Annotated in this window: 19 protein-coding genes; 11 read left to right on the top strand and 8 right to left on the bottom strand. The window is 66.0% G+C overall.

Going from position 1 to position 19,935, the window contains the following annotated elements:
• The first annotated feature begins 31 nt into the window (after positions 1-31).
• Genes AC5QAH_RS08175 through AC5QAH_RS08160 form a run of 4 tightly spaced genes read left to right on the top strand, consistent with a single transcriptional unit; the run spans position 32 to position 1,803 of the window.
• A complete protein-coding gene (locus AC5QAH_RS08175; RefSeq protein ID WP_010483358.1) occupies positions 32-211 on the top strand; it encodes a type II toxin-antitoxin system antitoxin in 180 nt (59 codons plus the stop codon).
• Positions 208-387: a DUF4177 domain-containing protein gene (locus AC5QAH_RS08170; RefSeq protein WP_010483360.1), complete on the top strand. Its 180-nt coding sequence runs from the start codon at positions 208-210 to the stop codon at positions 385-387. The genes AC5QAH_RS08175 and AC5QAH_RS08170 overlap by 4 nt, the downstream gene beginning before the upstream one ends.
• A gap of 3 nt (positions 388-390) precedes the next feature.
• Positions 391-984 (top strand): PH domain-containing protein, encoded by a 594-nt coding sequence (locus tag AC5QAH_RS08165; RefSeq protein ID WP_197577189.1) that lies wholly within the window; start codon positions 391-393, stop codon positions 982-984.
• A gap of 9 nt (positions 985-993) precedes the next feature.
• Entirely contained in the window at positions 994-1,803 is an 810-nt protein-coding gene (locus AC5QAH_RS08160; RefSeq protein ID WP_010483364.1) for a M15 family metallopeptidase, read from the top strand.
• Between the two features lie 159 nt (positions 1,804-1,962).
• Here AC5QAH_RS08160 and AC5QAH_RS08155 read toward each other — a convergent pair whose 3' ends face one another.
• The 4 genes from AC5QAH_RS08155 to AC5QAH_RS08140 all read right to left on the bottom strand — a co-directional run bounded on the left by AC5QAH_RS08155 (position 1,963) and on the right by AC5QAH_RS08140 (position 5,589).
• Positions 1,963-2,334 (bottom strand): DUF423 domain-containing protein, encoded by a 372-nt coding sequence (locus tag AC5QAH_RS08155; RefSeq protein ID WP_010483366.1) that lies wholly within the window; start codon positions 2,332-2,334, stop codon positions 1,963-1,965.
• A 103-nt stretch (positions 2,335-2,437) separates the two neighbouring features.
• Positions 2,438-3,511, bottom strand: a complete 1,074-nt coding sequence (locus AC5QAH_RS08150; protein WP_021203110.1) for a polyketide cyclase — start codon at positions 3,509-3,511, stop codon at positions 2,438-2,440.
• A 234-nt stretch (positions 3,512-3,745) separates the two neighbouring features.
• On the bottom strand, positions 3,746-4,387 hold the full coding sequence (locus AC5QAH_RS08145) for a response regulator (protein WP_005408537.1): 642 nt from the start codon (positions 4,385-4,387) through the stop codon (positions 3,746-3,748).
• Entirely contained in the window at positions 4,387-5,589 is a 1,203-nt protein-coding gene (locus AC5QAH_RS08140) for a sensor histidine kinase (RefSeq protein ID WP_010483369.1), read from the bottom strand. The genes AC5QAH_RS08145 and AC5QAH_RS08140 overlap by 1 nt, the downstream gene beginning before the upstream one ends.
• A 153-nt stretch (positions 5,590-5,742) precedes the next feature.
• Here AC5QAH_RS08140 and AC5QAH_RS08135 point away from each other — a divergent pair, with 153 nt between their 5' ends.
• From AC5QAH_RS08135 to AC5QAH_RS08115, 5 genes are read left to right on the top strand one after another with little or no spacing between them, the layout of a single operon-like run.
• Positions 5,743-6,339 (top strand): GNAT family N-acetyltransferase, encoded by a 597-nt coding sequence (locus tag AC5QAH_RS08135; protein ID WP_010483371.1) that lies wholly within the window; start codon positions 5,743-5,745, stop codon positions 6,337-6,339.
• Positions 6,285-7,130, top strand: a complete 846-nt coding sequence (gene minC / locus AC5QAH_RS08130; RefSeq protein WP_049455603.1) for a septum site-determining protein MinC — start codon at positions 6,285-6,287, stop codon at positions 7,128-7,130. Before AC5QAH_RS08135 ends, minC begins: the two co-directional genes overlap by 55 nt.
• A 37-nt stretch (positions 7,131-7,167) precedes the next feature.
• Positions 7,168-7,977, top strand: a complete 810-nt coding sequence (gene minD, locus AC5QAH_RS08125; protein ID WP_010483375.1) for a septum site-determining protein MinD — start codon at positions 7,168-7,170, stop codon at positions 7,975-7,977.
• Positions 7,978-7,979: 2 nt separating this feature from the next.
• Positions 7,980-8,240, top strand: coding sequence for a cell division topological specificity factor MinE (minE, locus tag AC5QAH_RS08120; protein ID WP_004148073.1), 261 nt, complete (start codon positions 7,980-7,982; stop codon positions 8,238-8,240).
• Between the two features lie 45 nt (positions 8,241-8,285).
• The gene (locus AC5QAH_RS08115) at positions 8,286-8,768 is read left to right on the top strand and encodes a hypothetical protein (RefSeq protein WP_049434596.1); all 483 of its coding nucleotides are present in this window, start codon (positions 8,286-8,288) and stop codon (positions 8,766-8,768) included.
• 120 nt (positions 8,769-8,888) lie between these two features.
• Here the strand turns inward: AC5QAH_RS08115 and AC5QAH_RS08110 are convergent, their stop codons facing one another.
• The 3 genes from AC5QAH_RS08110 to AC5QAH_RS08100 form a co-directional block, all read right to left on the bottom strand.
• Complete coding sequence (locus AC5QAH_RS08110) at positions 8,889-10,118, bottom strand: DUF819 family protein (RefSeq protein ID WP_029550672.1); 1,230 nt, start codon at positions 10,116-10,118, stop codon at positions 8,889-8,891.
• A gap of 141 nt (positions 10,119-10,259) precedes the next feature.
• Positions 10,260-12,338, bottom strand: coding sequence for an alpha/beta hydrolase family protein (locus AC5QAH_RS08105; RefSeq protein WP_010483385.1), 2,079 nt, complete (start codon positions 12,336-12,338; stop codon positions 10,260-10,262).
• Positions 12,339-12,571: 233 nt separating this feature from the next.
• Positions 12,572-14,536: an OPT family oligopeptide transporter gene (locus AC5QAH_RS08100; protein WP_010483387.1), complete on the bottom strand. Its 1,965-nt coding sequence runs from the start codon at positions 14,534-14,536 to the stop codon at positions 12,572-12,574.
• Positions 14,537-14,736: 200 nt separating this feature from the next.
• On the opposite strand from AC5QAH_RS08100, the gene AC5QAH_RS08095 reads away from it, so the two are divergent.
• Together AC5QAH_RS08095 and AC5QAH_RS08090 are read left to right on the top strand one after the other, a co-directional pair.
• On the top strand, positions 14,737-15,885 hold the full coding sequence (locus AC5QAH_RS08095) for an acetyltransferase domain-containing protein (protein ID WP_019336621.1): 1,149 nt from the start codon (positions 14,737-14,739) through the stop codon (positions 15,883-15,885).
• A 97-nt stretch (positions 15,886-15,982) separates the two neighbouring features.
• Positions 15,983-17,737, top strand: coding sequence for a peptide MFS transporter (locus tag AC5QAH_RS08090; RefSeq protein ID WP_495232250.1), 1,755 nt, complete (start codon positions 15,983-15,985; stop codon positions 17,735-17,737).
• A gap of 57 nt (positions 17,738-17,794) precedes the next feature.
• Here the strand turns inward: AC5QAH_RS08090 and AC5QAH_RS08085 are convergent, their stop codons facing one another.
• Positions 17,795-19,777: an alpha/beta hydrolase family protein gene (locus tag AC5QAH_RS08085; protein WP_313208401.1), complete on the bottom strand. Its 1,983-nt coding sequence runs from the start codon at positions 19,775-19,777 to the stop codon at positions 17,795-17,797.
• Between the last annotated feature and the right edge of the window lie 158 nt (positions 19,778-19,935).

The raw sequence follows: 19,935 nt of genomic DNA, 5'->3' as shown, positions 1-19,935 counted from the left end.
GGGGCGCCCCACCGCCCCGCCAGGAGCCCCCATGAGTGAGAAGAAAGCCTATCCGCTGCGCATCAACGCCGAGGTCCTGGCCGCGGCGCAGCGCTGGGCCGACGACGAGCTGCGCAGCCTCAACGCGCAGATCGAATACGTGCTGCGCGACGCCCTGCGCAGGGCAGGACGCCTGCCGAAACCCACGCCATCGCCGGAGGACAAGGAATGAGCACGCGCTGGAGTTACCAGACCATCGAAGTGAAGACCACGATGATGGGCACCCTGAAGGCCGAGGACATCCAGAGTGAACTGACCCGCCAGGGCCAGCTTGGCTGGGAACTGGTCAACGTCATCATCCCGGCCCCGATGCGCCCGGCGATGCTGGTGTTCAAGAAGGAGGCCTGAACCATGGGCGGCAGCGACCCCAAACCCTTTGACGTGGCCGAGAGCTCGCCGCTGCGCGTGCTCTGGATCGTGCTGCCGCTGCTGGCTGCCTTCGTGGCCTGCCTGTACGCACAGCTGTACAAGGCACCGGCAGGCGCCCCCTGGATCGAAGTGACGCTGTCGCCGCCCTGGTTCCGGATGGGCGGCAGTGCGGCATGGAGCCTGGTCGTCATCGCTGTACTCGCTGTCGGGCTGGGAGCCGCATTCTTCCGCCGCCGCGTGGCGCTGGCCGGCAACCTGCTGGACGTGCGCTCGACGATGTATCGGCGGCGCGTGCCGGTGGCGCAGCTGCGGCTGGACCAGGCCGAGGTGGTCGACCTGCAGCGTGACCGCCGCTACGGCATCCGTGTCAAAACCAATGGCTATTCAATGCCGGGCTTCTACTCGGGCCACTTCCGCCTGCAGGGCGGCGGCAAGGGCTTCGCCCTGGTCACCGACCGTGCGCGCGTCCTCGCCCTGCCGGTCAGTGATGGCAGCACGCTGCTGCTCAGCGTGGACCGGCCACAGGCCCTACTCGATGCACTGCGCAAGGTGGCCGCGTCGGCGCCACGGCAGTAAGCTGCGGCGATGCAACGACGCGCCCCCCTGCTGATCAATACCGAGGCCATCGAGCTGTGGCCCGCCCACCTGCTGCGTGCACGCAGCAACCTGGATGCACGCCTGCTGTCGCAGGCGCACTGGGTGCTGCGGCGCAAGCGCGATGGCCGCTACCTGGCGGCGGTACTGGCGCAGGGTGTGCACGCCATGGTGCCGCGCCTGCCACGCGAGCCCGGGGTCGAGGAAGCACTGGCGCTGCTGGATGCCGCGGCAGCGCGGCCCTTCGCCGCCGGGCTGGAAGAACAATGGCTGCCGCTGGCCGGGTTGCAGCAGCGCCTGCAGCAGCTTGGCCTGGATGCACAGCGCTACGCAGACGGCAGCGGCTTGCCGCTGGAATCCGAACCGTGCCTGCTGCACTTCGCCGGTCGCGACCGCTTCGCCCGCCCATTGTGGCTGCGCCGTGGCGCCGCGCAGGGCTGGCGGCGGATGCAACTGCACGCGGCACAGGACGGAATTGCGCTGGACGCGATCTCCGGCTTCCGCAGCCATGCCTACCAGCTGGGCATCTTCGAACGGAAGCTGGCGCGCGGCTTGAGCGTGGCAGAGATCCTGAAGGTGAATGCCGCACCGGGGTTCAGCGAACACCACAGCGGCCACGCGCTGGACATCGGCACGCCGGGCGACGCGCCGGCCGAAGAATCGTTCGAAGCCACCGACGCGTTCGCGTGGCTGCAGGCCCATGCCGGTGAACACGGCTTCCATCTGAGCTACCCCCGCGACAACCCGCACGGAATCGTCTACGAACCGTGGCACTGGTGCTGGAAGCCGGCCAACGGCTGAGCCCCTCGTGGCGAAAGCCTGGGGCAATCAGTGCATGGCCGCAGGATGGAACAAGAGAGCAAAGACAAAAGCGGGTCGCTTCGCTCGAAGCCGAGCATGGCTCGGCTCTACAGAAGCTGACGGCGCAGCGGTGTCGTGCTTGGCCGATCTCCGCTGCCGTCACCGCCTCAACGCATTGATCCCCAGCAACACCCATCCGGCCATCATGCTGGTGCCGCCAATCGGTGCCATGCGCGTCGGCCACTGCCACAACGCGCCGCCCACCAGGCTGCCGGAAAACAGCAGCACACCCAGCAGCAGCACGTACAGCGCCAGGTGCGCGATCGCTCCCTGCGCGCGCGGTCCGAGCGCCACCAGTACCGCACCATGCGCGAACGCATACAGCGCCGCCATGTTCAGATGCTGCTGCGCCAGCGGGTCGGCCACACCGTGCGAGGCGTAGGCCGACAGGCCGATCGAGGCGGCGGCCAGCAGCGCACCCAGGCAGGCCAGCAGCGAAGGCTTACGTGCGCGACGTTCGAGATTGAACATGTGGGCTCCTTGCGCAGCGCCCTTGCCGGGCGCCAGATGAAAAAAAACGCGCCGCAATGAGCGGCGCGTTTTCGTGTCCAACACTACATGGGTCAGCCGAAGCTTACTTGACGGCCCAGTAGATGTCGTAGGTACCTTCCGGGGTGAACGACTTGTCGATGCCGTCCTTCCAGGTTTCGTACGGACGGTCGATCACTTCGTTGCCGGAAGTCACGGCCCAGGCACGCAGACCGTTGCGGGCCACGTCCAGACCCGCCATGTGGCCGGTGTAGGCGGCATGCGCCGAACGGTGCGGAGCCACATGCACGTACTTGACCGGAGCGCCACCGTCGATCTTGACGGTCAGCTCTTCAGCGGTGGCACCTTCAGCACCCTTCTTCTTCACCGGCTGGGCGATGTCGAAGGCGTACTTTTCCTGACCGAAGTCGGTGGTGATGATGCGGAACGGACCGGCGGCTTCAAGGCCATTGGCCTCCATCACGCGCTTGATCCACTCCTGGTTGTCCTTGATGGACTTGGTGATCGTGTCCTGACCACGGTCCACGTTACCGGCGTTGACGACCAGCAGGTCTTCAGCCGGCACGTCGACGATGCCCAGATCGGTCAGCGGGGCTTCCGGGGTGCGGTAGTCCACGTTCGGGACGGTGGCCAGCATGTTGGCCATGCGCGACAGACCCATCTTGATGTCGTCGCCGATCTGGCGGCTGACATACAGGCCTGCATAACGGCCGAACAGGTCAAAGCCGTACTTCACCGAGTAGTCCTGGGTGATCTTGACGTTGCGGCCACCCTTGCCGGTCGGCTCCAGCGTGAAGGTGGTGATCTTGTCGTGACCCTTGGTGGCGTCATCGATGGCGATCGCAACACGCTTGTTCTCTTCGGCTTCGGTAATCTTCCAGGAACCGGTGCCCAGGTCCTTGGAGGTGAAGTCGAGAGTGGCACCGACGCCGGAGGCCGGGCCGGACAGCTTCAGTTCAACGGCGGGATCGCGCAGTACCAGCGGGTTCCAGTCCTTGAAGCGGCGCAGGCTGCTGACCGTGTCGTACACGATCGTCATCTTGCGGTTGGTCTCGATGCTTTCGGTGATGTGACGCTCGCCCGGCAGACATACGCCAATGATGACGAACAGGCCAGCCACGATCCCCAAGGCGATCAGGAACTCGATAATACGGGTCATTCAGAGAGTCTCCGGGGCCGATCCCACGGCCGGGTTGATTGAAGCGAAGCGCCAATCCTAGCAGGCTTCGCGGGCATTGTTTATCGGGATTGGCGCACCGGTTTCCCTGCCGGCTGCGTATTTGTATGGACAAAGAATTCGAAGGGTACCGCATACCGATACCCGTGAAGTAGGGGGCAACCCCACCCGAGGGCCATGCCTGGGCCTCAAGTCATTGTCCTGAAAAGGTTTTCCTCAGACCAGCTGAAGCTCGAACGCCTTCAGTACGGCACGCGTACGGTCGCGCACGCCCAGCTTGGACAGGATGTTGGACACGTGGTTCTTGATGGTGCCTTCGGCCACACCCAGCGAATTGGCGATCTCCTTGTTGGAGAAGCCACTGGCCATCAGGCGCAGGATCTCGGTCTCGCGGTCGGTCAACGGGTCCGGCCGGTCCAGGCTGACGAACTCGTTGCGCATGTGCTCCAGGCCGGACAGCAGGCGCTGGGTCACGGCCGGCTGCACCAGCGAACCGCCTTCGGCCACGGTGCGGATGGCACCGACCAGCTGCGCCAGGGTCACGTCCTTGAGCAGGTAGCCCTTGGCACCGGCCTTGAGCCCGGCCAGCACCAGCTGGTCGTCGTCGAAGGTGGTGAGGATGATGGTCGGCGGCAGCTGCTCCTGGCGCGACAGCACCTGCAGCGCCTCCAGCCCGGACATCACCGGCATGCGCATGTCCATCAGCACCACGTCGGGACGCACCTGCGGTATCAGCTCGACCGCCTGCCGGCCATCGCCGGCCTCGGCCACCACCTCGATACCGTCGTCGAGCGCCAGCAGGGAGCGGATTCCCTGCCGCACCAGGGTTTGGTCGTCGACCAGGCAGACGCGAATCATCAACGCACTCCTTCAGGAACCTTGGTAAGGGTGGCCACCAGCACCGTTGCCGGCACCGTCGCCCGCAACCGGAAGCCTTCACCGGGGCGGGTTTCGACCTGCAGCTGGCCACCACATTGTTGCAGGCGCTCGCGCATGCCGCGCAAGCCATTGCCCACATTGACCATATCCGCGCCGACACCGTCGTCGCGGGCCTCCACCACCACCCGGTCGGGGGCTTCACGGTACACCTTGATCCACAGGTGGCGGGCGCCGGCGTGGCGCACCGCGTTGGTGATGATCTCCTGGGTGCAGCGCAGCAGCACGTGGGCCCTCTGCGGGTCCTCCACGTTCAGCGGATCCTCGATGTCCAGCTGGATGTCCAGCGAAGGCACATTCTCGGTCAGCGGGCGCAGTGCCGCGGCCAGATCGATGGCGCCGGTCTCGCGCAGCTGGCTGACCACCTCGCGCACGTTGCCCAGCAACAGCTTGGCCAGGGCGTGCGAGCGCTTCACATGGTCCAGCGCCTGACCCTCGGCCAGGTGGCCGGCCACTTCCAGGTTCAGGGTCAGCGCAGTCAGCTGATGCCCCAGAAGATCGTGCAGCTCACGCGAAATGCGGGTTCGCTCATTGACCCGGGCGCTTTCGGCCAGCAGGGCGCGGGTGGCGCGCAGCTCCGAATTGAGCCTTCGCTGCTCGTCGCGGGCCTGGGTCTGCTGTCGCGCGACAAGGCTGGTCACGAAGATGAACATGGAAAAGCCGCCATACAGCAGCGATTGCATCACGGCTTCGAACAGCGGGAAGTGCAGCAGCATGTAATAGACCGGGGCCACCGCCAGCTGGCTGACCAGCAGCCACAGCACGCACAGGCGCGCCGACAGCATCCACGGAATGACGCCGGCAGCCACCATCATCAGGATGCTGCCAAGGCCGGAACCACTGAGGTAGCTGACGCCGAGCGCAGAAACCGTCAGCAGCAGCAGCAGGCCGCGGTCCAGCCAGGTGGTGTGACTGTCGCTGTCGCTGCGCAGGAGGCGGGTCAGCCAGTAGTACGCGGCGCCGAAGGACAGGTAGGCGACGAACAGCAGGATCGCCCAGCTGCCCATATCGCTGCGGCTGTGCAGGTTCTCGAACTGCGAGTACGCCAGTGGCAGGCCGACCATGACCCAGGTAAACAGGCCGGCCAGACGGAGGACGCGGGTATGGCTGAGGACTCCCAACATGCCAGCACTCTACGGGCCCGGCCTGCGTCGCGCACTCCCACGGAAGTCATGCATCTGCGGCCCCCTGTTCATGCCGCAGCCCACCCCGGGCATGCAATAATCGTGCGCAGGGTCCAATTTGACGGACCAACCGCGTTACCCCACGGAGTCACAATGTCGATTGTCATCCGCGACGTGCGCGAGCACGAGCTCGATTCCGTCCTGGCTTTGAACAACAACGCTGGCCTGGCCATCCTTCCCCTGGATGCGGCCCGCCTGCGCCTGTTCTACGAAACCGCTGAGTATTTCCGCGTCGCCGAGCGCGACGGCAACCTGGCCGGTTTCCTGATCGGCTTCGGCAGCGACAGCCAGCACGACAGCAGCAACTTCGCCTGGTTCAAGCAGCAGCTGGACACCCCGTTCTTCTATATCGACCGCATCGTGGTCGCCAGCCGCCGTCGTGGCGGTGGCGTCGGCCGTGCGTTCTATGCCGACGCGCAGAGCTTCGCCGAGCTGCGCTACCCGCAGATGACCTGCGAAGTCTTCCTCGACCATGGCGCCGATGCCGCCCTGCTCTTCCACGGCAGCTTCGGCTTCCGCGAGCTGGGCCAGAACACCATGCCGCAGGTCGATGTGCGCGCCAGCATGCTGGCCAAGGAACTGTGCAGCTACCCGTGGGTCCAGGAGACCTACGGCGGCAAGCTGCCGGATGTGGCATGGACACGTGCCCGGCAGCTGCCGGCACAGGCACAGCGGCCGACGGGGACCTGAGCGTGGCGGTGAATTTCGATTACGAACAGGCCGGTGAACTGAAGATCGGCCAGGTGGGCGTCGCCAACCTGCGCATCCGCACCCTTGATGTCGAGCGCCTTGTGCAGGAAATGCGTGAACGCGTCACCCGTGCGCCGAAACTGTTCGGCCGCGCGGCGGTGATCCTCGACTTCGGCGGCCTGAGCCAGGTGCCGGACGTGGCTACCGCGCAGGCGCTGGTCGATGGCCTGCGCAGTGCCGGCGTGCTGCCGGTGGCGTTGGCCTATGGCACCAGCGCGGTCGACCTGCTCTCGCAGCAGCTCGGGCTGCCCCTGCTGGCCAAATTCCGCGCCCAGTACGAGCGTGCCGAGGCCGAGCCGGCTCCGCCGCCGTCCGCGCCTGAACCGCGTCGCGCGGCCCGTGCCGAACCGAAGCCGGCGCCGGCCACGCCGGTGGCCAAGGTCGCCGACGCCGCCGCACCGCAACCCGGCCGCATGCAGCTGGGCAACGTGCGTTCGGGCCAGCAGCTGTACGCTGAGAACTGCGACCTGACCGTGATGGCCACCGTCGGTGCCGGCGCCGAAGTCATCGCCGACGGCAGCATCCATATCTACGGCACCCTGCGCGGCCGCGCGCTGGCAGGGGCCCAGGGCAACACCGCGGCACGCATTTTCTGCCGTGATTTCCATGCGGAACTGGTGGCCATTGCAGGCCACTACAAGGTACTGGACGATGTCCCGGACAACCTGCGCGGCAAAGCCGTGCAGGTGTGGCTGGAACAGGACCAGATCAAGATCGCTGCGCTGGACTGACGCAGCTCCAAACTCATGCAGAACCAGGAGAAGTCCTTTGGCTGAAATCATCGTAGTCACCTCCGGCAAGGGCGGCGTCGGCAAGACCACTTCCAGCGCGAGCCTGGCCTGCGGCCTGGCACGGCGCGGCAAGAAGGTGGCGGTGATCGACTTCGACGTCGGCCTGCGCAACCTCGACCTGATCATGGGCTGCGAACGCCGCGTGGTGTACGACTTCGTCAACGTCGTGCACGGCGAAGCGACCCTCAAGCAGGCCCTGATCAAGGACAAGCGCTTCGAGAACCTGTACGTGCTGGCCGCCTCGCAGACCCGCGACAAGGACGCACTGACCCAGGAAGGCGTGGGCAAGGTCCTGAAGGACCTGGCCGCCGACGGTTTCGATTACATCATCTGCGATTCCCCGGCCGGCATCGAGAAGGGCGCCTTCCTGGCGATGTACTTCGCCGACCGCGCCGTGGTGGTGGTAAACCCGGAAGTGTCGTCGGTGCGCGACTCGGACCGCATCATCGGCCTGCTCGATTCGAAGACCCACAAGGCCGAGTCCGGCCAGGACGTGCCGGCCTTCCTGCTGCTGACTCGCTACACCCCGCTGCGCGTGGAAAGTGGCGAGATGCTCAGCATCGCCGACGTCGAGGAAGTGCTCGGCCTGAAGGCGATTGGCGTGATCCCCGAGTCGGGTGACGTGCTCAACGCCTCCAACAAGGGCGAGCCGGTCATCCTGGATGTCGAGTCCGCTGCCGGCCAGGCCTACGACGACGCCGTCGCGCGCATCCTCGGCGAAGAACGCCCGATGCGCTTCACCAACGTCGAGAAGAAGGGCTTCTTCAGCAAGCTGTTCGGAGGATAAGCATGGGCCTGTTTGATTTCCTCAAAGCGAAGAAGACCACCGCCGAAACCGCCAAGAACCGCCTGCAGATCATCATCGCGCAGGAACGCAGCAACCGTGGCGGCCCCGATTACCTGCCGCTGCTGCAGCGTGAGCTGCTGGAAGTAATCAAGAAGTACGTGAACATCGACGTCGATGCGGTGAAGGTCGACCTGGTGAAGGATGGCCAGCACGACGTGCTGGACATCTCCGTGGCGCTGCCTGAAGGCCCGGACAAACCCTGATCTCCTGCCCCGCCCGTGCCTGCATGGGCGGGGCTGCCCAACCGCATGACCGATACGACAACCGCCGTGGACATCACCTGCGTGGGCGACATCGCCTTCGCCGATGCGCAGCGCCTGCTCGCCGCGCATGGCCTGCGGCTGCACCACGTCGCGGCTGGTGAACCCATTCCCGGCAGCTACTGGGGCGAGCCCGAGGCCGGCATCATCGCCAGCAACGTGTACGTGCGCGACGACACGCCCGTACATTCGATGCTGCACGAAGCCTGCCACCTAATCGTGCTGCCGCCGGAGCGGCGTGCGCAGGTGCATACCGACGCCACCGACTCGGTGGCCGAGGAAGATGCCACCTGCTACCTGCAGATCGTGCTGGCCGGGCAGCTGCCGGGTGTTGGCAGTGCGCGGTTGATGGCCGACATGGATGCCTGGGGGTATACGTATCGGCTGGGGTCTACCAAGGCGTGGTTTGAACAGGACGCCGAGGATGCGCGGGCGTGGTTGATCGAACGCGGGTTGCTGCAGGCGGCGTAACCGCCATCCACGCATGGCGTGGATCTACTGTAGAGCCGAGCCCATGCTCGGCTGCTCTTCGCTGTTACGAGCGCGAATGCAAAGCCAAAAGCAGCCGAGCATGGGCTCGGCTCTACAGGATCAACCCTGCCCGGCCAGCGCGCGCAGGGTAATGCCGACGATGTAGGCCAGGTACGTGCCGGTGGCATAGCCCATCGTGCCCAGCAGCACGCCCACCGGCGCCAGCGCCGGATGGAACGCGGCCGCCACTACCGGCGCCGAGGCCGGGCCGCCGATGTTCGATTGCGAACCGATCGCGAAATAGAAGAACGGCACCTTCAGCAGCTTGCCCAGGCACCACAGCAGCACAATGTGCACGGCAATCCAGATCAGGCCGAGCAGGAACAGCCACGGGCGATCCAGCAGCGCCAGCAGATCCATCTGCATGCCGATGCAGGCGATCAGGAAATACAGCAGCAGCGAGCCCAGCCGCGAGGCGCCCGCCCCTTCCAGGGTACGTGCACGGGTGAAGCTCAGGCTCAGGCCCAGCGAGGTCGACAGCACCACCACCCACACGAACGGCGCATCCAGGCTGAACTGCGAAGCCCAGCTGACGTTGGCCTTGAACCACGCCGCCAGCGGCGCGCCGATGGCGTGCGACAGGCCCACGCCACCGAAGGCCACCGCCACGATCAGCATCAGGTCGGTAAGGCTGGGAATGCGCTCGTGCTCGGCCTGGAAGCGCGCGATGCGCTCCTTCAGTTCATCGATGGCCGAAGTATCGGCGCCGCTGCGTGCATCAATCTTCGCGGCGCGCCCGGCCAGGAAGATCAGTGCCGCCATCCATACATAGCCCACGCCGACATCGACCACCGCGAACTGGCCGAAGGTGGTTGCATTGACGTCGAATACTTCGCGCATCGCCAGCATGTTGGCACCGCCGCCGATCCAGCTGCCCGCCAACGCGGCCATGCCGGCCCAGGTGTCGCCGGCCACGGTTTCCGGATGCACCGCGCGCATCAGCAGGAACGCCACCACCGCGCCGAGCATGATGCTGGCCGACGCGCCCAGGTACATCAGCACCAGCTTCGGGCCCAGCCGCAGGATGCCCTTGATGTCCACCGCCAGCGTCAGCAGGATCAGCGCCGCCGGCAGCAGGATGTCGCGTGCGATCGGGTTGTAGAGCTTGGTGTTCTGGCCATCGATGAGGCCGACGGTGTTGTAGATGCCGGGAATCAGATAGCACAGCAGCAGCGCTGGCACGAACGTGTAGAAGCGCTTCCACAGGCCCTGCTCGCGCGAGGCGGTCCAGAACACGGCGCCGAGGGTGGCGGCGATCAAGCCGAAGACGACGATGTCGTTCTGGATCATGCAGGGGCTCTTGTAGAGCCGAGCCATGCTCGGCTGCTGTTGGCGAAGGTGTGCCGACCAACGGTCGGCACCCACCGGCGGGAACATCGGCACCCACCGTCGAAAACAAAAGCGCCGCCCCGAAGGGCGGCGCTGCAGTCATCAGTTGCCGATGTGCTGCTTCAGCCAGGCATTGACGGTGTCATGCCACAGGATGCTGTTGTTCGGCTTCAACACCCAGTGGTTCTCGTCCGGGAAGTACAGGAACTTCGATTCGATGCCCTGGCGCTGTGCAGCGGTGAACGCAGCCAGGCCCTGCTCGACCGGAATGCGGAAGTCCTGCTGGCCGTGGATGACCAGGATCGGCTTCTTCCAGTCCGCCACGTGGTTGACCGGGTTGAACTTCTCGTAGTTCGCGGCCTTCTGGTACGGGGTACCGCCCTGCTCCCACTCGGTGAACCACAGCTCTTCGGTGGCGTAGCCCATCATGCGCTGGTCGAACACGCCGTCATGGTTGACCAGGCACTTGAACGGGCTGTTCCAGTTGCCGGCGATCCAGTTGACCATGAAGCCACCGTAGCTCGCGCCCAGCGCACAGGCCTTGTCACCGTTGAGGAAGGAATACTTCTTCAGCGCCGCGTCCCAGCCCTTCTGCAGGTCTTCCAGCGGGCGGTCGCCCCAGTGCTGGCTGATCGCATCGGTGAAGGCCTGGCCATAGCCGGTGGAACCGTGGAAATCGATCATCACCACCGCGTAGCCCTGGCCCGCGTAGGTCTGCGGGTTCCAGCGGTAGCTCCAGCCGTTGCCGAAGCTGCCCTGCGGACCGCCGTGGATCAGGAACGCGACCGGGTACGACTTGCCTTCCTGGTAGTTGTGCGGCTTGACCACGTAGCCGTGCACGGTGTCGTTGTTCCAGCCCTTGAACTCGAACTGTTCGTAGTCACCGAAGGTCACGTCCTTCAGTACGTCGCCAGCAGCCGGGGTCAGCGCGCGCAGTTCGCCGATGGCCTCGCCCGCGGCCGGCAGCAGGCCGACCAGTACCTGGTCGTTGCTCTTCAGGCTGTTGCGGGTGATGGCCACGCTGTTGCCGGCCACGTCGACAGCAGTAACGCTGCCATCGCCAATCAGCTTGGTGGCCTTGCCGCTGGCCACGTCGATCTGGAACAGCGGGTGTTCGCCGAGGTCATCGGCCGTGGTGTAGATGCTGGCACCGTCGGCGGACAGGGCGATGCCGCCAGCCGAACGATCCCACTGCGGGGCGATCTCGCGCGTCTTGCCGCTGGCAACGTCCATTGCCATCAGGCCAAAGCGATCGGCTTCGAAGCCCGGGCGCTTCATCGCACGGTAGAACAGGGTTTTGCCGTCGGCGCTGAACACCGGGCCGGCATCCCAGGCCGGGTTGGACGCGGTCAGGTTGACCGGTGCCTGCTTGCCTGCGGCGTCGAAGCGGTACAGGTCGAAGTTGGTCGACCATGGCTCCTGCTTGCCGGCCACACGGATGCTGGCCACCACGCTGGCACCATCCGGCGACCACGCGAAATCATCGTTGCCACCGAACGGCTTGGACGGCGCGTCGCCATCGATGGTCGCGCTCAGTGCAGAAGCGCCCTTGACCGCGCCGGCCTTGGCCGACGGCAGCGGCGCCACGAACAGGGTATTGCGGCGGCCGTCGTTCCAGGTATCCCAGTGGCGCACGAACAGCGAATCGAAGACCTTGCCGCTGGCCTTGGCGCCGGCCACGTCCTTCAGCTTCTTCTCGGTGCACGCCAGATCCGAGGCGCAGGCCTGGAACACGCCGGCGCTGAACAACACGCGGTCGTCCTGCGGCGACACGTGGTAGCTGTCCACGTCCACCGGGAAGTCGGTCAGCTGGCGCGGAGCACCGCCGCTGATCGGCTGCGCGTACAGCTGCTGGCTGCCGTTCTTGGCGCTGAGGAAGTACACGGTCTGGCCATCGGCCGACAGTGAAGCGGAATTGACACTCCAGCCAGCCGGGGTGATCTGCTTCGGCGGCGCCGCATCGCGGGTGCGCAGGTTGCGTGCGAACAGCGCGGTGGAGGCCTTCAGGTTGGCGTCGACGCTGCGCTTGGCGAACACCACGGTGCCGCCGTCAGCGGTCAGTACCGGCGCGGAGACGCGGTCCATGGCCACCATGTCGCGGACTTCCAGGCCACGGGCAGCGGCAACGCTGGGCAGGGCGGCCAGCAGGCTCAGTGGCAGCAGGGCATGACGCAGTTTCATCGGGGTCTCCGCAGGACGGCAAAAAACCGATGTTAGGCCCGTGCGGCCGGGGCTGCCAAGGCCATCGGTCATGCCTGCGGGCGGGCAATCGCCAGAAACAGCAAACCGCGCCGTAGCGCGGTTTGTGGGGACACGGGGGGCGGATCCGATTCCGGCGGAATCGGCTCTGACCCCAGACGCTGTCAGCGTGGGGTCAGAGCCCTTCCCTCCGGGAAGGGATCCGACCCCCTGCATTACGCCTTGGCGTACTTGCCAGTGCGGTAGATCAGCCAGCCGACCAGGAACAGCACGGCCAGGCCGATCCACTGTGCGCCCGGGAGGTGGAACGGCACGGCCAGCACGTCTGCGCGGCTGCTGACCACGATCGGAATCGCGATGGCGATGCCCATCAGCGCCTCGCCGGTGATCAGGCCGGCAGCGAACAGCACGCCCGGCTTGTGCACGCGGTCGCGGCCTTCTTCGTCATCGGCGCGCACCTTGTGGAAGCGCTCCACCAGGTGGGCAATCAGGCCACCGAGGAAGATCGGCACCATCAGTTCCAGCGGCAGGTAGATACCGATGGCGGCGGCCAGCACCGGCACGCGGAAGCGTGCGTTGCGCGACTTCAGCCAGCTGTCGAAGGCGATGATGGCGGCGCCGACCACGGCACCGATGCCGATGAAGGTCCACGGCAGTTCGCCACCGAACAGGCCCTTGGCCACCGAGGCCATCAGGTTGGCCTGCGGTGCAGCCAGCGCGTTCGGGTGCAGCTCGGACTTCACGCCGATGCCGTAGGCGGTAGCCAGCAGGTTCAGCACCGGGGCCATGATCAGTGCGCACGAGAACGCACCGATGCCCAGCATCAACTGCTGCTTCCACGGGGTGGCGCCGACGATGTAGCCGGCCTTGAGGTCCTGCAGGTTGTCACCGCCGACCGCCGCAGCGCAGCACACCACCGCGCCGATCATGATCGCAGCCACCGCACCCAGCGGCGCACCGCCGGCACCGACCGGCTTGAGGCCATCGGCGCCCAGCAGCACCACCAGCACGGCCGAGGCGAACAGGATGGTGGAGATGGTGATGCCCGAGACCGGGTTGTTGGACGAACCGATCAGGCCGGCCAGGTAGGCCGAGACCGACACGAACAGGAAGCCGGCGACGATCATGATGAGGGTCATCGGGATCGACACGTGCCACTGGCCGACGATGGCCTGGTACAGGGCCAGCAGCGGCAGCACGAAGACCACCAGGGCCACCAGCATCCACTTCATCGGCAGGTCGCGCTCGGTGTGCGCCAGCACCGGGCCGCCGCTCTTGCGGGCGGCGGCAAAGCCGCTCTTGACGCCGTTGAGCAGCGACTTGCGCAGCGAGATCAGGGTCCAGATACCACCGATCAGCATCGCGCCGACACCCAGGTAGCGCATCTTCGCACCCCAGATGGCAAACGCGGCTTCGGTGGACGAAGCGGTGGCGACCGACGCGGCCAGTGCCGGATCGGTGTTCATGAAGAACGCCTGGTAGATCGGAATGGCGATGTGCCAGGTCAGGATCGAACCGGACACCACCACGATGCCGACGTTGAGGCCGACGATGTAGCCCACGCCCAGCAGTGCCGGCGACAGGTTGGTGCCGATGAAGGCGGTGACCTTGGAGCTGCCGACGTAGGCCGAAGTGGCCCAGGCATCGGGAATCAGGCGCATGCCGCTTTCCGCGGCCAGCTTGACGAAGGCACCGATCACCGCCGACAGGCCGAGGATCTTCAGGCCCGGGCCCGGATTCTCACCGGCCTTGAGCACTTCGGCCGCGGCCTTGCCTTCCGGGAACGGAAGCGGGTCTTCGACGATCATCGAACGGCGCAGCGGCACCGAGAACAGCACACCCAGCAGGCCGCCAAGGCCGGCGATGCCCAGCACCCACCAGTACTTGAAGTCCGGCCAGTAGCCCATGATCACCAGCGCCGGGATGGTGAAGATCACACCGGCGGCGATCGACGAGCCGGCCGAAGCGCCGGTCTGCACGATGTTGTTTTCAAGGATGGAGCCACCGCCCAGCAGGCGCAGCACGCCCATGGATATCACCGCGGCGGGAATGGCGGTGGCGATGGTCAGGCCTGCGAACAGACCGAGGTAGGCGTTTGCGGCCGACAGCACCACCGCCAGCACGATGGCCAGGGCCACTGCGCGGAAGGTGAGCTGCTTGGGCGCAGCGTCGTGGTTCATGGAAGCCCCTGCTGGCAAAAAATCCCTGCCACGCTAGCGTTCAGGACAGATCAAGTCCAGCGTGCCAAAGGATGGGGGCGTGTGCTGCAGCGCAATGGGCCAGTACGTGGACCGGCAATCGACCGACCCGGCAAAGTCCGGTTGGGCACACAGCAAATGATATGTTATATCTTAATGCTACCTTGTTGTTACTGCATCGCATGCCCCCTTCCCCCTCCCCTCGCCTGGCCTCCATCGACCAGCTGCGCGGCACCGTGATGCTGTTGATGTTGCTGGACCACGTGCGCGAGACCTTCTTCCTGCAGCACCAGGTGAGCGACCCGATGGACGCGGCGACGGTCTCCCCTGCGCTGTTCGCCTGCCGTCTGCTGGCCCACCTGTGCGCGCCCGTGTTCGTCCTGTTGACCGGTCTTTCGGCCTGGCTGTACGGCCAGCGCCAGGCGGATCCGCGCCGGGCCACGTCCGCCTTCCTGCTCAAGCGCGGCCTGTTCCTGGTCGTGCTGGAACTGACCCTGGTGAACTTCGCCTGGACCTTCCAGCTGCCGCCGGACACGCTGTACCTGCAGGTGATCTGGGCCATCGGCCTGAGCATGATCGCGCTGGGCGGCCTGTTGTGGCTGCCCCGTCCCGTCCTGCTGGTGGCCGCGGTCGCGGTGGTGGCCGGGCACAACGTGTTGGATGGTGTGCGGACGGAAGGCAACGGGCCGCTGCCGGTGCTGTGGAAAGTGCTGCATCAGCGCGACTGGATCGAGGCCGGTGCGCTGCGCCTGCGCACGTCCTATCCGCTGCTGCCCTGGATCGGGGTGATTGCGCTGGGCTACCTGATGGGGCCGTGGTTCGGTCGCGAGCGCGCGCCAGAGCAGCGCCAGCGATGGCTGCTGTGGGCAGGCATCGGCGCACTGGCCCTGTTCGCACTGCTGCGATTCGCCAACCAGTACGGGGATGCACCGTGGCAGTACCAAAGCAGCACGCTGCGCACATGGATGAGCGTGTTCAACATCACCAAGTACCCGCCGTCGCTGCAGTTCCTGCTGTTGACCCTGGGCGTGGGGCTGTTGCTGCTGCGCCTGTACGAATGGCCACCCCTGGCGCGTGCGCTGCGCCCGCTGGCCGATATCGGCGCCGCGCCGATGTTCTTCTACCTGCTGCACCTGTATGTGCTGAAGGGGCTGTACCTGGCCGCGCTGGCAATCTGGGGACCGACGCACGGTGACCTGTACGCGCTGGATTCGGTGGCCGGCCTGCTGCTGGTGGCCTGTGCGCTGGCGGTGGTGCTGTATCCGCCGACGCGGGCCTTCGCGCGGTTCAAGGCGCGAAGGCGTGACCTGGCTTGGCTGCGCTACCTTTGAGCGGTAGCGCCGGGCCATGCCCGGCGCAGCGTAATGCCGCCGGGCATGGCCCGGCGCTACCCGGTGCGTGCCTGCGGCACGCGCCTATAATTCCGCGATGAATTCCACTGCTATCGCTTCCGACGACTTCCTGGGCCATCCCAAGGGCGTCTACGTCTGCTTCTTCACTGAAATGTGGGAGCGCTTCTCCTTCTACGGCATGAAGGCGCTGCTGCTGCTGTACCTGACCAAATACCACCTGTTCGGCGACAAGGCCGGCCTGGACCTGCTCGGTGCCTACGGCGGCCTGGTGTACTGCATCCCGGTATTCGGCGGCATGCTGGCCGACCGCTGGCTGGGCATGCGCCGGGCGGTGCTGTTCGGCGGTATCCTGCTGGTGCTCGGCCACCTTGGCATGGCCTTCGAAGGCCACGCCGCGTACCGGGTGAACGGCGAAGTGGTGCGCGACACCTCGGCACTGGCGGTGACCTACCTGTCGCTGGCACTGATCATCATGGGCGTCGGCTTCCTCAAGCCGAACATCTCCACCATCGTCGGCAAGCTGTACGCCAAGGACGATCCGCGCCGCGATTCGGGCTTCTCGCTGTTCTACGCCGGCATCAACCTCGGCGCGCTGTTCTCCTCGCTGGTGTGCGGCTTCCTCGGCGAGGCCTATGGCTGGAAGTACGGTTTCGGAGCAGCCGGTATCGGCATGCTGGCCGGCCTGGCGATGTTCCTGTGGGGCCAGAAGTACCTGCAGGGCCATGCCGAACCGCCGCAACCGGCGGCACTGAAGCAGAAGGTGCTGGGCCTGCCGCGCGAATGGCTCATCTATCTGTGCGCGGTGCTCGGTGTGCTGCCGGTGGCGTGGCTGATGTGGGCCGCCGGCAATGGCGCATTCGCGCTGGGCGGTGAAATCAGCCTGGCGCTGATGCTGATGCTGGTGGTGCTGGGCGGCGTGCTGGTCTGGTTCGCCTGGTTCACCGGCAGCAAGTGCACGCCGGTGCAGCGCCAGCAGATGATCGCGCTGATGGTGCTGATCTTCATGGCGCTGGTGTTCTTCACGATGTACGAGCAGTCCTACGGCTCGTGGGTGACCTTCACCGACCGCCTGCTGACCAAGGACATCGTGCCCTCGCTGGTGATCACCGGCGGTACGCCGCTGCCGTGGTCGATCATCTCGCTGCTGCTGGCACCGCTGGGCTTCGTGGTCAGCGCGCGCCTGTCCGAACGGCGCCCGGGTTCGGCTGCGCCGCGCACGTTCTTCGCCGCCATCGTCGTGCTGATGCTGGTGCTGCTGGTGCGCGACTGCCTGGTGATCCCGCAGACCGCAGGCTCGCTGACCTACCTGGGTGGCCTGTTCCTGGTGCTGCTGGCACCGGCCTTCGCCGCACTGTGGACGTGGATGGACCGCCGCGGCTGGGAACCGGGCAAGCCGGTCAAATCGGCCTGGGGTCTGGTGATCGGCGCGCTGTCGTTCGTGCCGCTGGCACTGGCCGCACAGCAGGTCGGCGCTACCGGCGAGATGGCCAGTGTGTGGTGGCTGGTGCTGGCCTACTTCCTGCTGGCCAGTGGCGAGATGTGCCTGTCGCCGGTCGGCCTGTCGGCGGTCACCCAGTTGGCCGTGCCGCGGGTGATAAGCCTGATGATGGGCACCTGGTTCCTGGCCACCGCATTCTCGGAGACGCTGGCCGCGCTGTTCGGCAAGCTGGCCGCGATCGAGGTGCCGGAAGGCGAATCGCTGGACATGGTGGCCGCCGCCGGCGCCTATGCGCACCTGTTCTGGCTGCTGATGTGGATCGGCCTGGGCTGTGCGCTGGCCGCCTTCATTGCCGCGCCGCTGCTGAAGAAGATGATGCACGGGGTCAAGTAAGCCCGCTGCAGGCGAAATCCGGGGCGGCGGATCGATCATCCGCCGCCCCCGGCTTGTTCAGGGCGCGCTGCTCTTTTCCGCAGGCGTGGCCTGCGCGGCCACCTGTCCCCCCAGGCTGCGCGAGAGGAAGGCCAGCAACCTGCTGTAGTACGTGCGTTGATTGGCAGGAGAATAGAAACCATGCCCTTCGTTCTTGACGAACAGGGTTTCCACCGGCGAGCCGGCCTTCTTCAACGCAGCTTCCATGCGTTCACTGTGCACGATCGGCGCACGCTGGTCCTGCCCTCCCGCGGCCAGGAATACCGGCACCCGCACCTGCGCGGCCAGATTCACCGGGGAACGCTCTGCCAGATCCTTGGGCGATCCCAGCCAGTTGCGCAGATAGGCCAGGCCTGACTCATCACTCTGGATGTCTCCACGGGCGTACATCAACGGCAGGTCGTAGATGCCGACGTAGCCTGCCGCGCACTGGTAGAGGCCCGGCTCGCGCACCGCCCCCATCATTGCCGCATAGGCACCGTAACTGGCCCCGTAGATGCAGATGCGGTTCTTGTCGGCCACGCCCTGTTCGATCGCCCAGCGCGTGGCATCGGTGACGTCATCCTGCATCGACAGTCCCCATTGCTTGCGCGCGGCCTGCATGTGGGCCCGGCCATAACCGGAAGAGCCGCGGAAATTCACCTGCAATACCGCGTAACCTGCCGCCGCCAGCATCTGCGCCTCGGCGTCATAGGCGCCGTCGTCGGCAACACCGATCGGACCTCCGTGCGGCACCACCACCATCGGCAGCGCACGGGCCTCGCGGCCGTGCGGGACGGTAAGGAAGCCATGCAGCGGACGCCCATCGCGCGCCTTCAGGCTGATCGGACGCACCTCCGCCGCCAGCGCGGGGTCGATCCAGTCGCTGCGGCTGATCAGGTGCCGTGCACTCTTGCCAACCGTGTCATAGAGATAGAAATCGCCCGGATTGCTGCCTGACCAGGTTTCCACCAGCACCGTCCTGCCATCGCGCGTGCTGGAGGTGATGTAGGCCGCTCCGCCCAGGCCCGCTTCGAGGCTGCGGTAAAGGCGGGCTTCGTTCGAGGCGTCATCGAAGAATGCCGTTCGCGGCGCACTGCCAAGGAACAGTGCCCCGACCGGCACGCGGCTGCCGGGGCGCCGGATGATGCGCGCCGGGTCGGCGCTCTCATCGCGCAGCACGGTGCGTCGTTCATTGCTCTGGGGGTCCCAGCTGACAATGGCATCGGGTCCGTCTGCCTGCTCGACCTGCAGGTACGCCAGGCGACCGTCGGCCGAGAAACCGAGGGGCAGCTCGATGCGCTTGCTCAGGGATTCATCGTTGAGCAGGATCCAGTCGCTGTTGCTGCCTGTGCGGTAGTAGAGCTTCTGCGTGCCATCGGTAACGACAGCGCGCGCGAAACGCACCTCACCCTGCTCATCGATCGTGAAGTCCGCATCGGGGATGGGAGCCCGTGCCACCGCGTTGCGGCGACCGGTGATCACATCCATGCGCTCGACCTGGGCATGCGAACTGCCGACCAGCGGGATCACCGTCACCAGTGCGTTGCGATCGTCATCCTTGAGTTCGTCGCTGAGGTACGCGGCCACCAGGCCTGCCGGTTTGACCTTGATGTTGGTGCCCAGGCTCTGGTCGGCAACCCGGTAACCCACCAGCAGCTCGCCGCCCTTGCCGTTGGCATTGATACCGAACAGTTCGCCGGTCGGCGTCGGCCGGTCCAGCACGCCGAACTTCTGTGCCATGCCCACCAGCAGTCGCTCGTTGCTGACCCAGTCGAAGGTGTGGGCGTGATCGTTGCGGGGCGGGCGGAAGCTGCCGACCATCTTCATGTCGGCAATGCGATAGATCGCCAAGGCGGTTCCCGCCTCCAGCGGAACCGTCGCGGCGATGTACTCGCCCCCCGGCGAAATCTTGATGTCGGTAAATGACTCCTGCCGCAGATAGCGATCCAGGTCCAGCGCTGCGGCCGATGCCCCACCCACAATCGCTCCCAACAGTACAGCCAGCACAATCCTGCGCATCCTTCCCCCATGGAAAACCGGACACCCTGTCCGGATGCACGATTCTAGGCACGTGACCGATTGCCGCGCCACATCGGCAGAAAAAACGACGGCACCGTTGCCGGTGCCGTCGTTACCACTACCTTGGAGAGAGAGTCAGGACGTGGGTTCGGGGGGCG

It is taken from the genome of Stenotrophomonas sp. YJH_SMC_43, from assembly GCF_059372535.1.
Note: the sequence above shows the minus strand (reverse complement) of the source record. Positions and strands in the feature narration are given on the sequence as shown.

Coding starts and splice junctions, on each gene's coding strand:
- AC5QAH_RS08115 (WP_049434596.1), top strand. CDS start 8,286: ATGACCGATACGACAACCGCCGTGGACATCACCTGCGTGGGCGACATC.
- AC5QAH_RS08165 (WP_197577189.1), top strand. CDS start 391: ATGGGCGGCAGCGACCCCAAACCCTTTGACGTGGCCGAGAGCTCGCCG.
- AC5QAH_RS08100 (WP_010483387.1), bottom strand. CDS start 14,536: ATGAACCACGACGCTGCGCCCAAGCAGCTCACCTTCCGCGCAGTGGCC.
- AC5QAH_RS08085 (WP_313208401.1), bottom strand. CDS start 19,777: ATGCGCAGGATTGTGCTGGCTGTACTGTTGGGAGCGATTGTGGGTGGG.
- AC5QAH_RS08145 (WP_005408537.1), bottom strand. CDS start 4,387: ATGATTCGCGTCTGCCTGGTCGACGACCAAACCCTGGTGCGGCAGGGA.
- minE (WP_004148073.1), top strand. CDS start 7,980: ATGGGCCTGTTTGATTTCCTCAAAGCGAAGAAGACCACCGCCGAAACC.
- AC5QAH_RS08090 (WP_495232250.1), top strand. CDS start 15,983: ATGAATTCCACTGCTATCGCTTCCGACGACTTCCTGGGCCATCCCAAG.
- AC5QAH_RS08135 (WP_010483371.1), top strand. CDS start 5,743: ATGTCGATTGTCATCCGCGACGTGCGCGAGCACGAGCTCGATTCCGTC.
- AC5QAH_RS08170 (WP_010483360.1), top strand. CDS start 208: ATGAGCACGCGCTGGAGTTACCAGACCATCGAAGTGAAGACCACGATG.
- AC5QAH_RS08110 (WP_029550672.1), bottom strand. CDS start 10,118: ATGATCCAGAACGACATCGTCGTCTTCGGCTTGATCGCCGCCACCCTC.
- AC5QAH_RS08175 (WP_010483358.1), top strand. CDS start 32: ATGAGTGAGAAGAAAGCCTATCCGCTGCGCATCAACGCCGAGGTCCTG.
- AC5QAH_RS08095 (WP_019336621.1), top strand. CDS start 14,737: ATGCCCCCTTCCCCCTCCCCTCGCCTGGCCTCCATCGACCAGCTGCGC.
- AC5QAH_RS08150 (WP_021203110.1), bottom strand. CDS start 3,511: ATGACCCGTATTATCGAGTTCCTGATCGCCTTGGGGATCGTGGCTGGC.
- AC5QAH_RS08105 (WP_010483385.1), bottom strand. CDS start 12,338: ATGAAACTGCGTCATGCCCTGCTGCCACTGAGCCTGCTGGCCGCCCTG.
- AC5QAH_RS08160 (WP_010483364.1), top strand. CDS start 994: ATGCAACGACGCGCCCCCCTGCTGATCAATACCGAGGCCATCGAGCTG.
- minC (WP_049455603.1), top strand. CDS start 6,285: ATGGACACGTGCCCGGCAGCTGCCGGCACAGGCACAGCGGCCGACGGG.
- AC5QAH_RS08140 (WP_010483369.1), bottom strand. CDS start 5,589: ATGTTGGGAGTCCTCAGCCATACCCGCGTCCTCCGTCTGGCCGGCCTG.
- AC5QAH_RS08155 (WP_010483366.1), bottom strand. CDS start 2,334: ATGTTCAATCTCGAACGTCGCGCACGTAAGCCTTCGCTGCTGGCCTGC.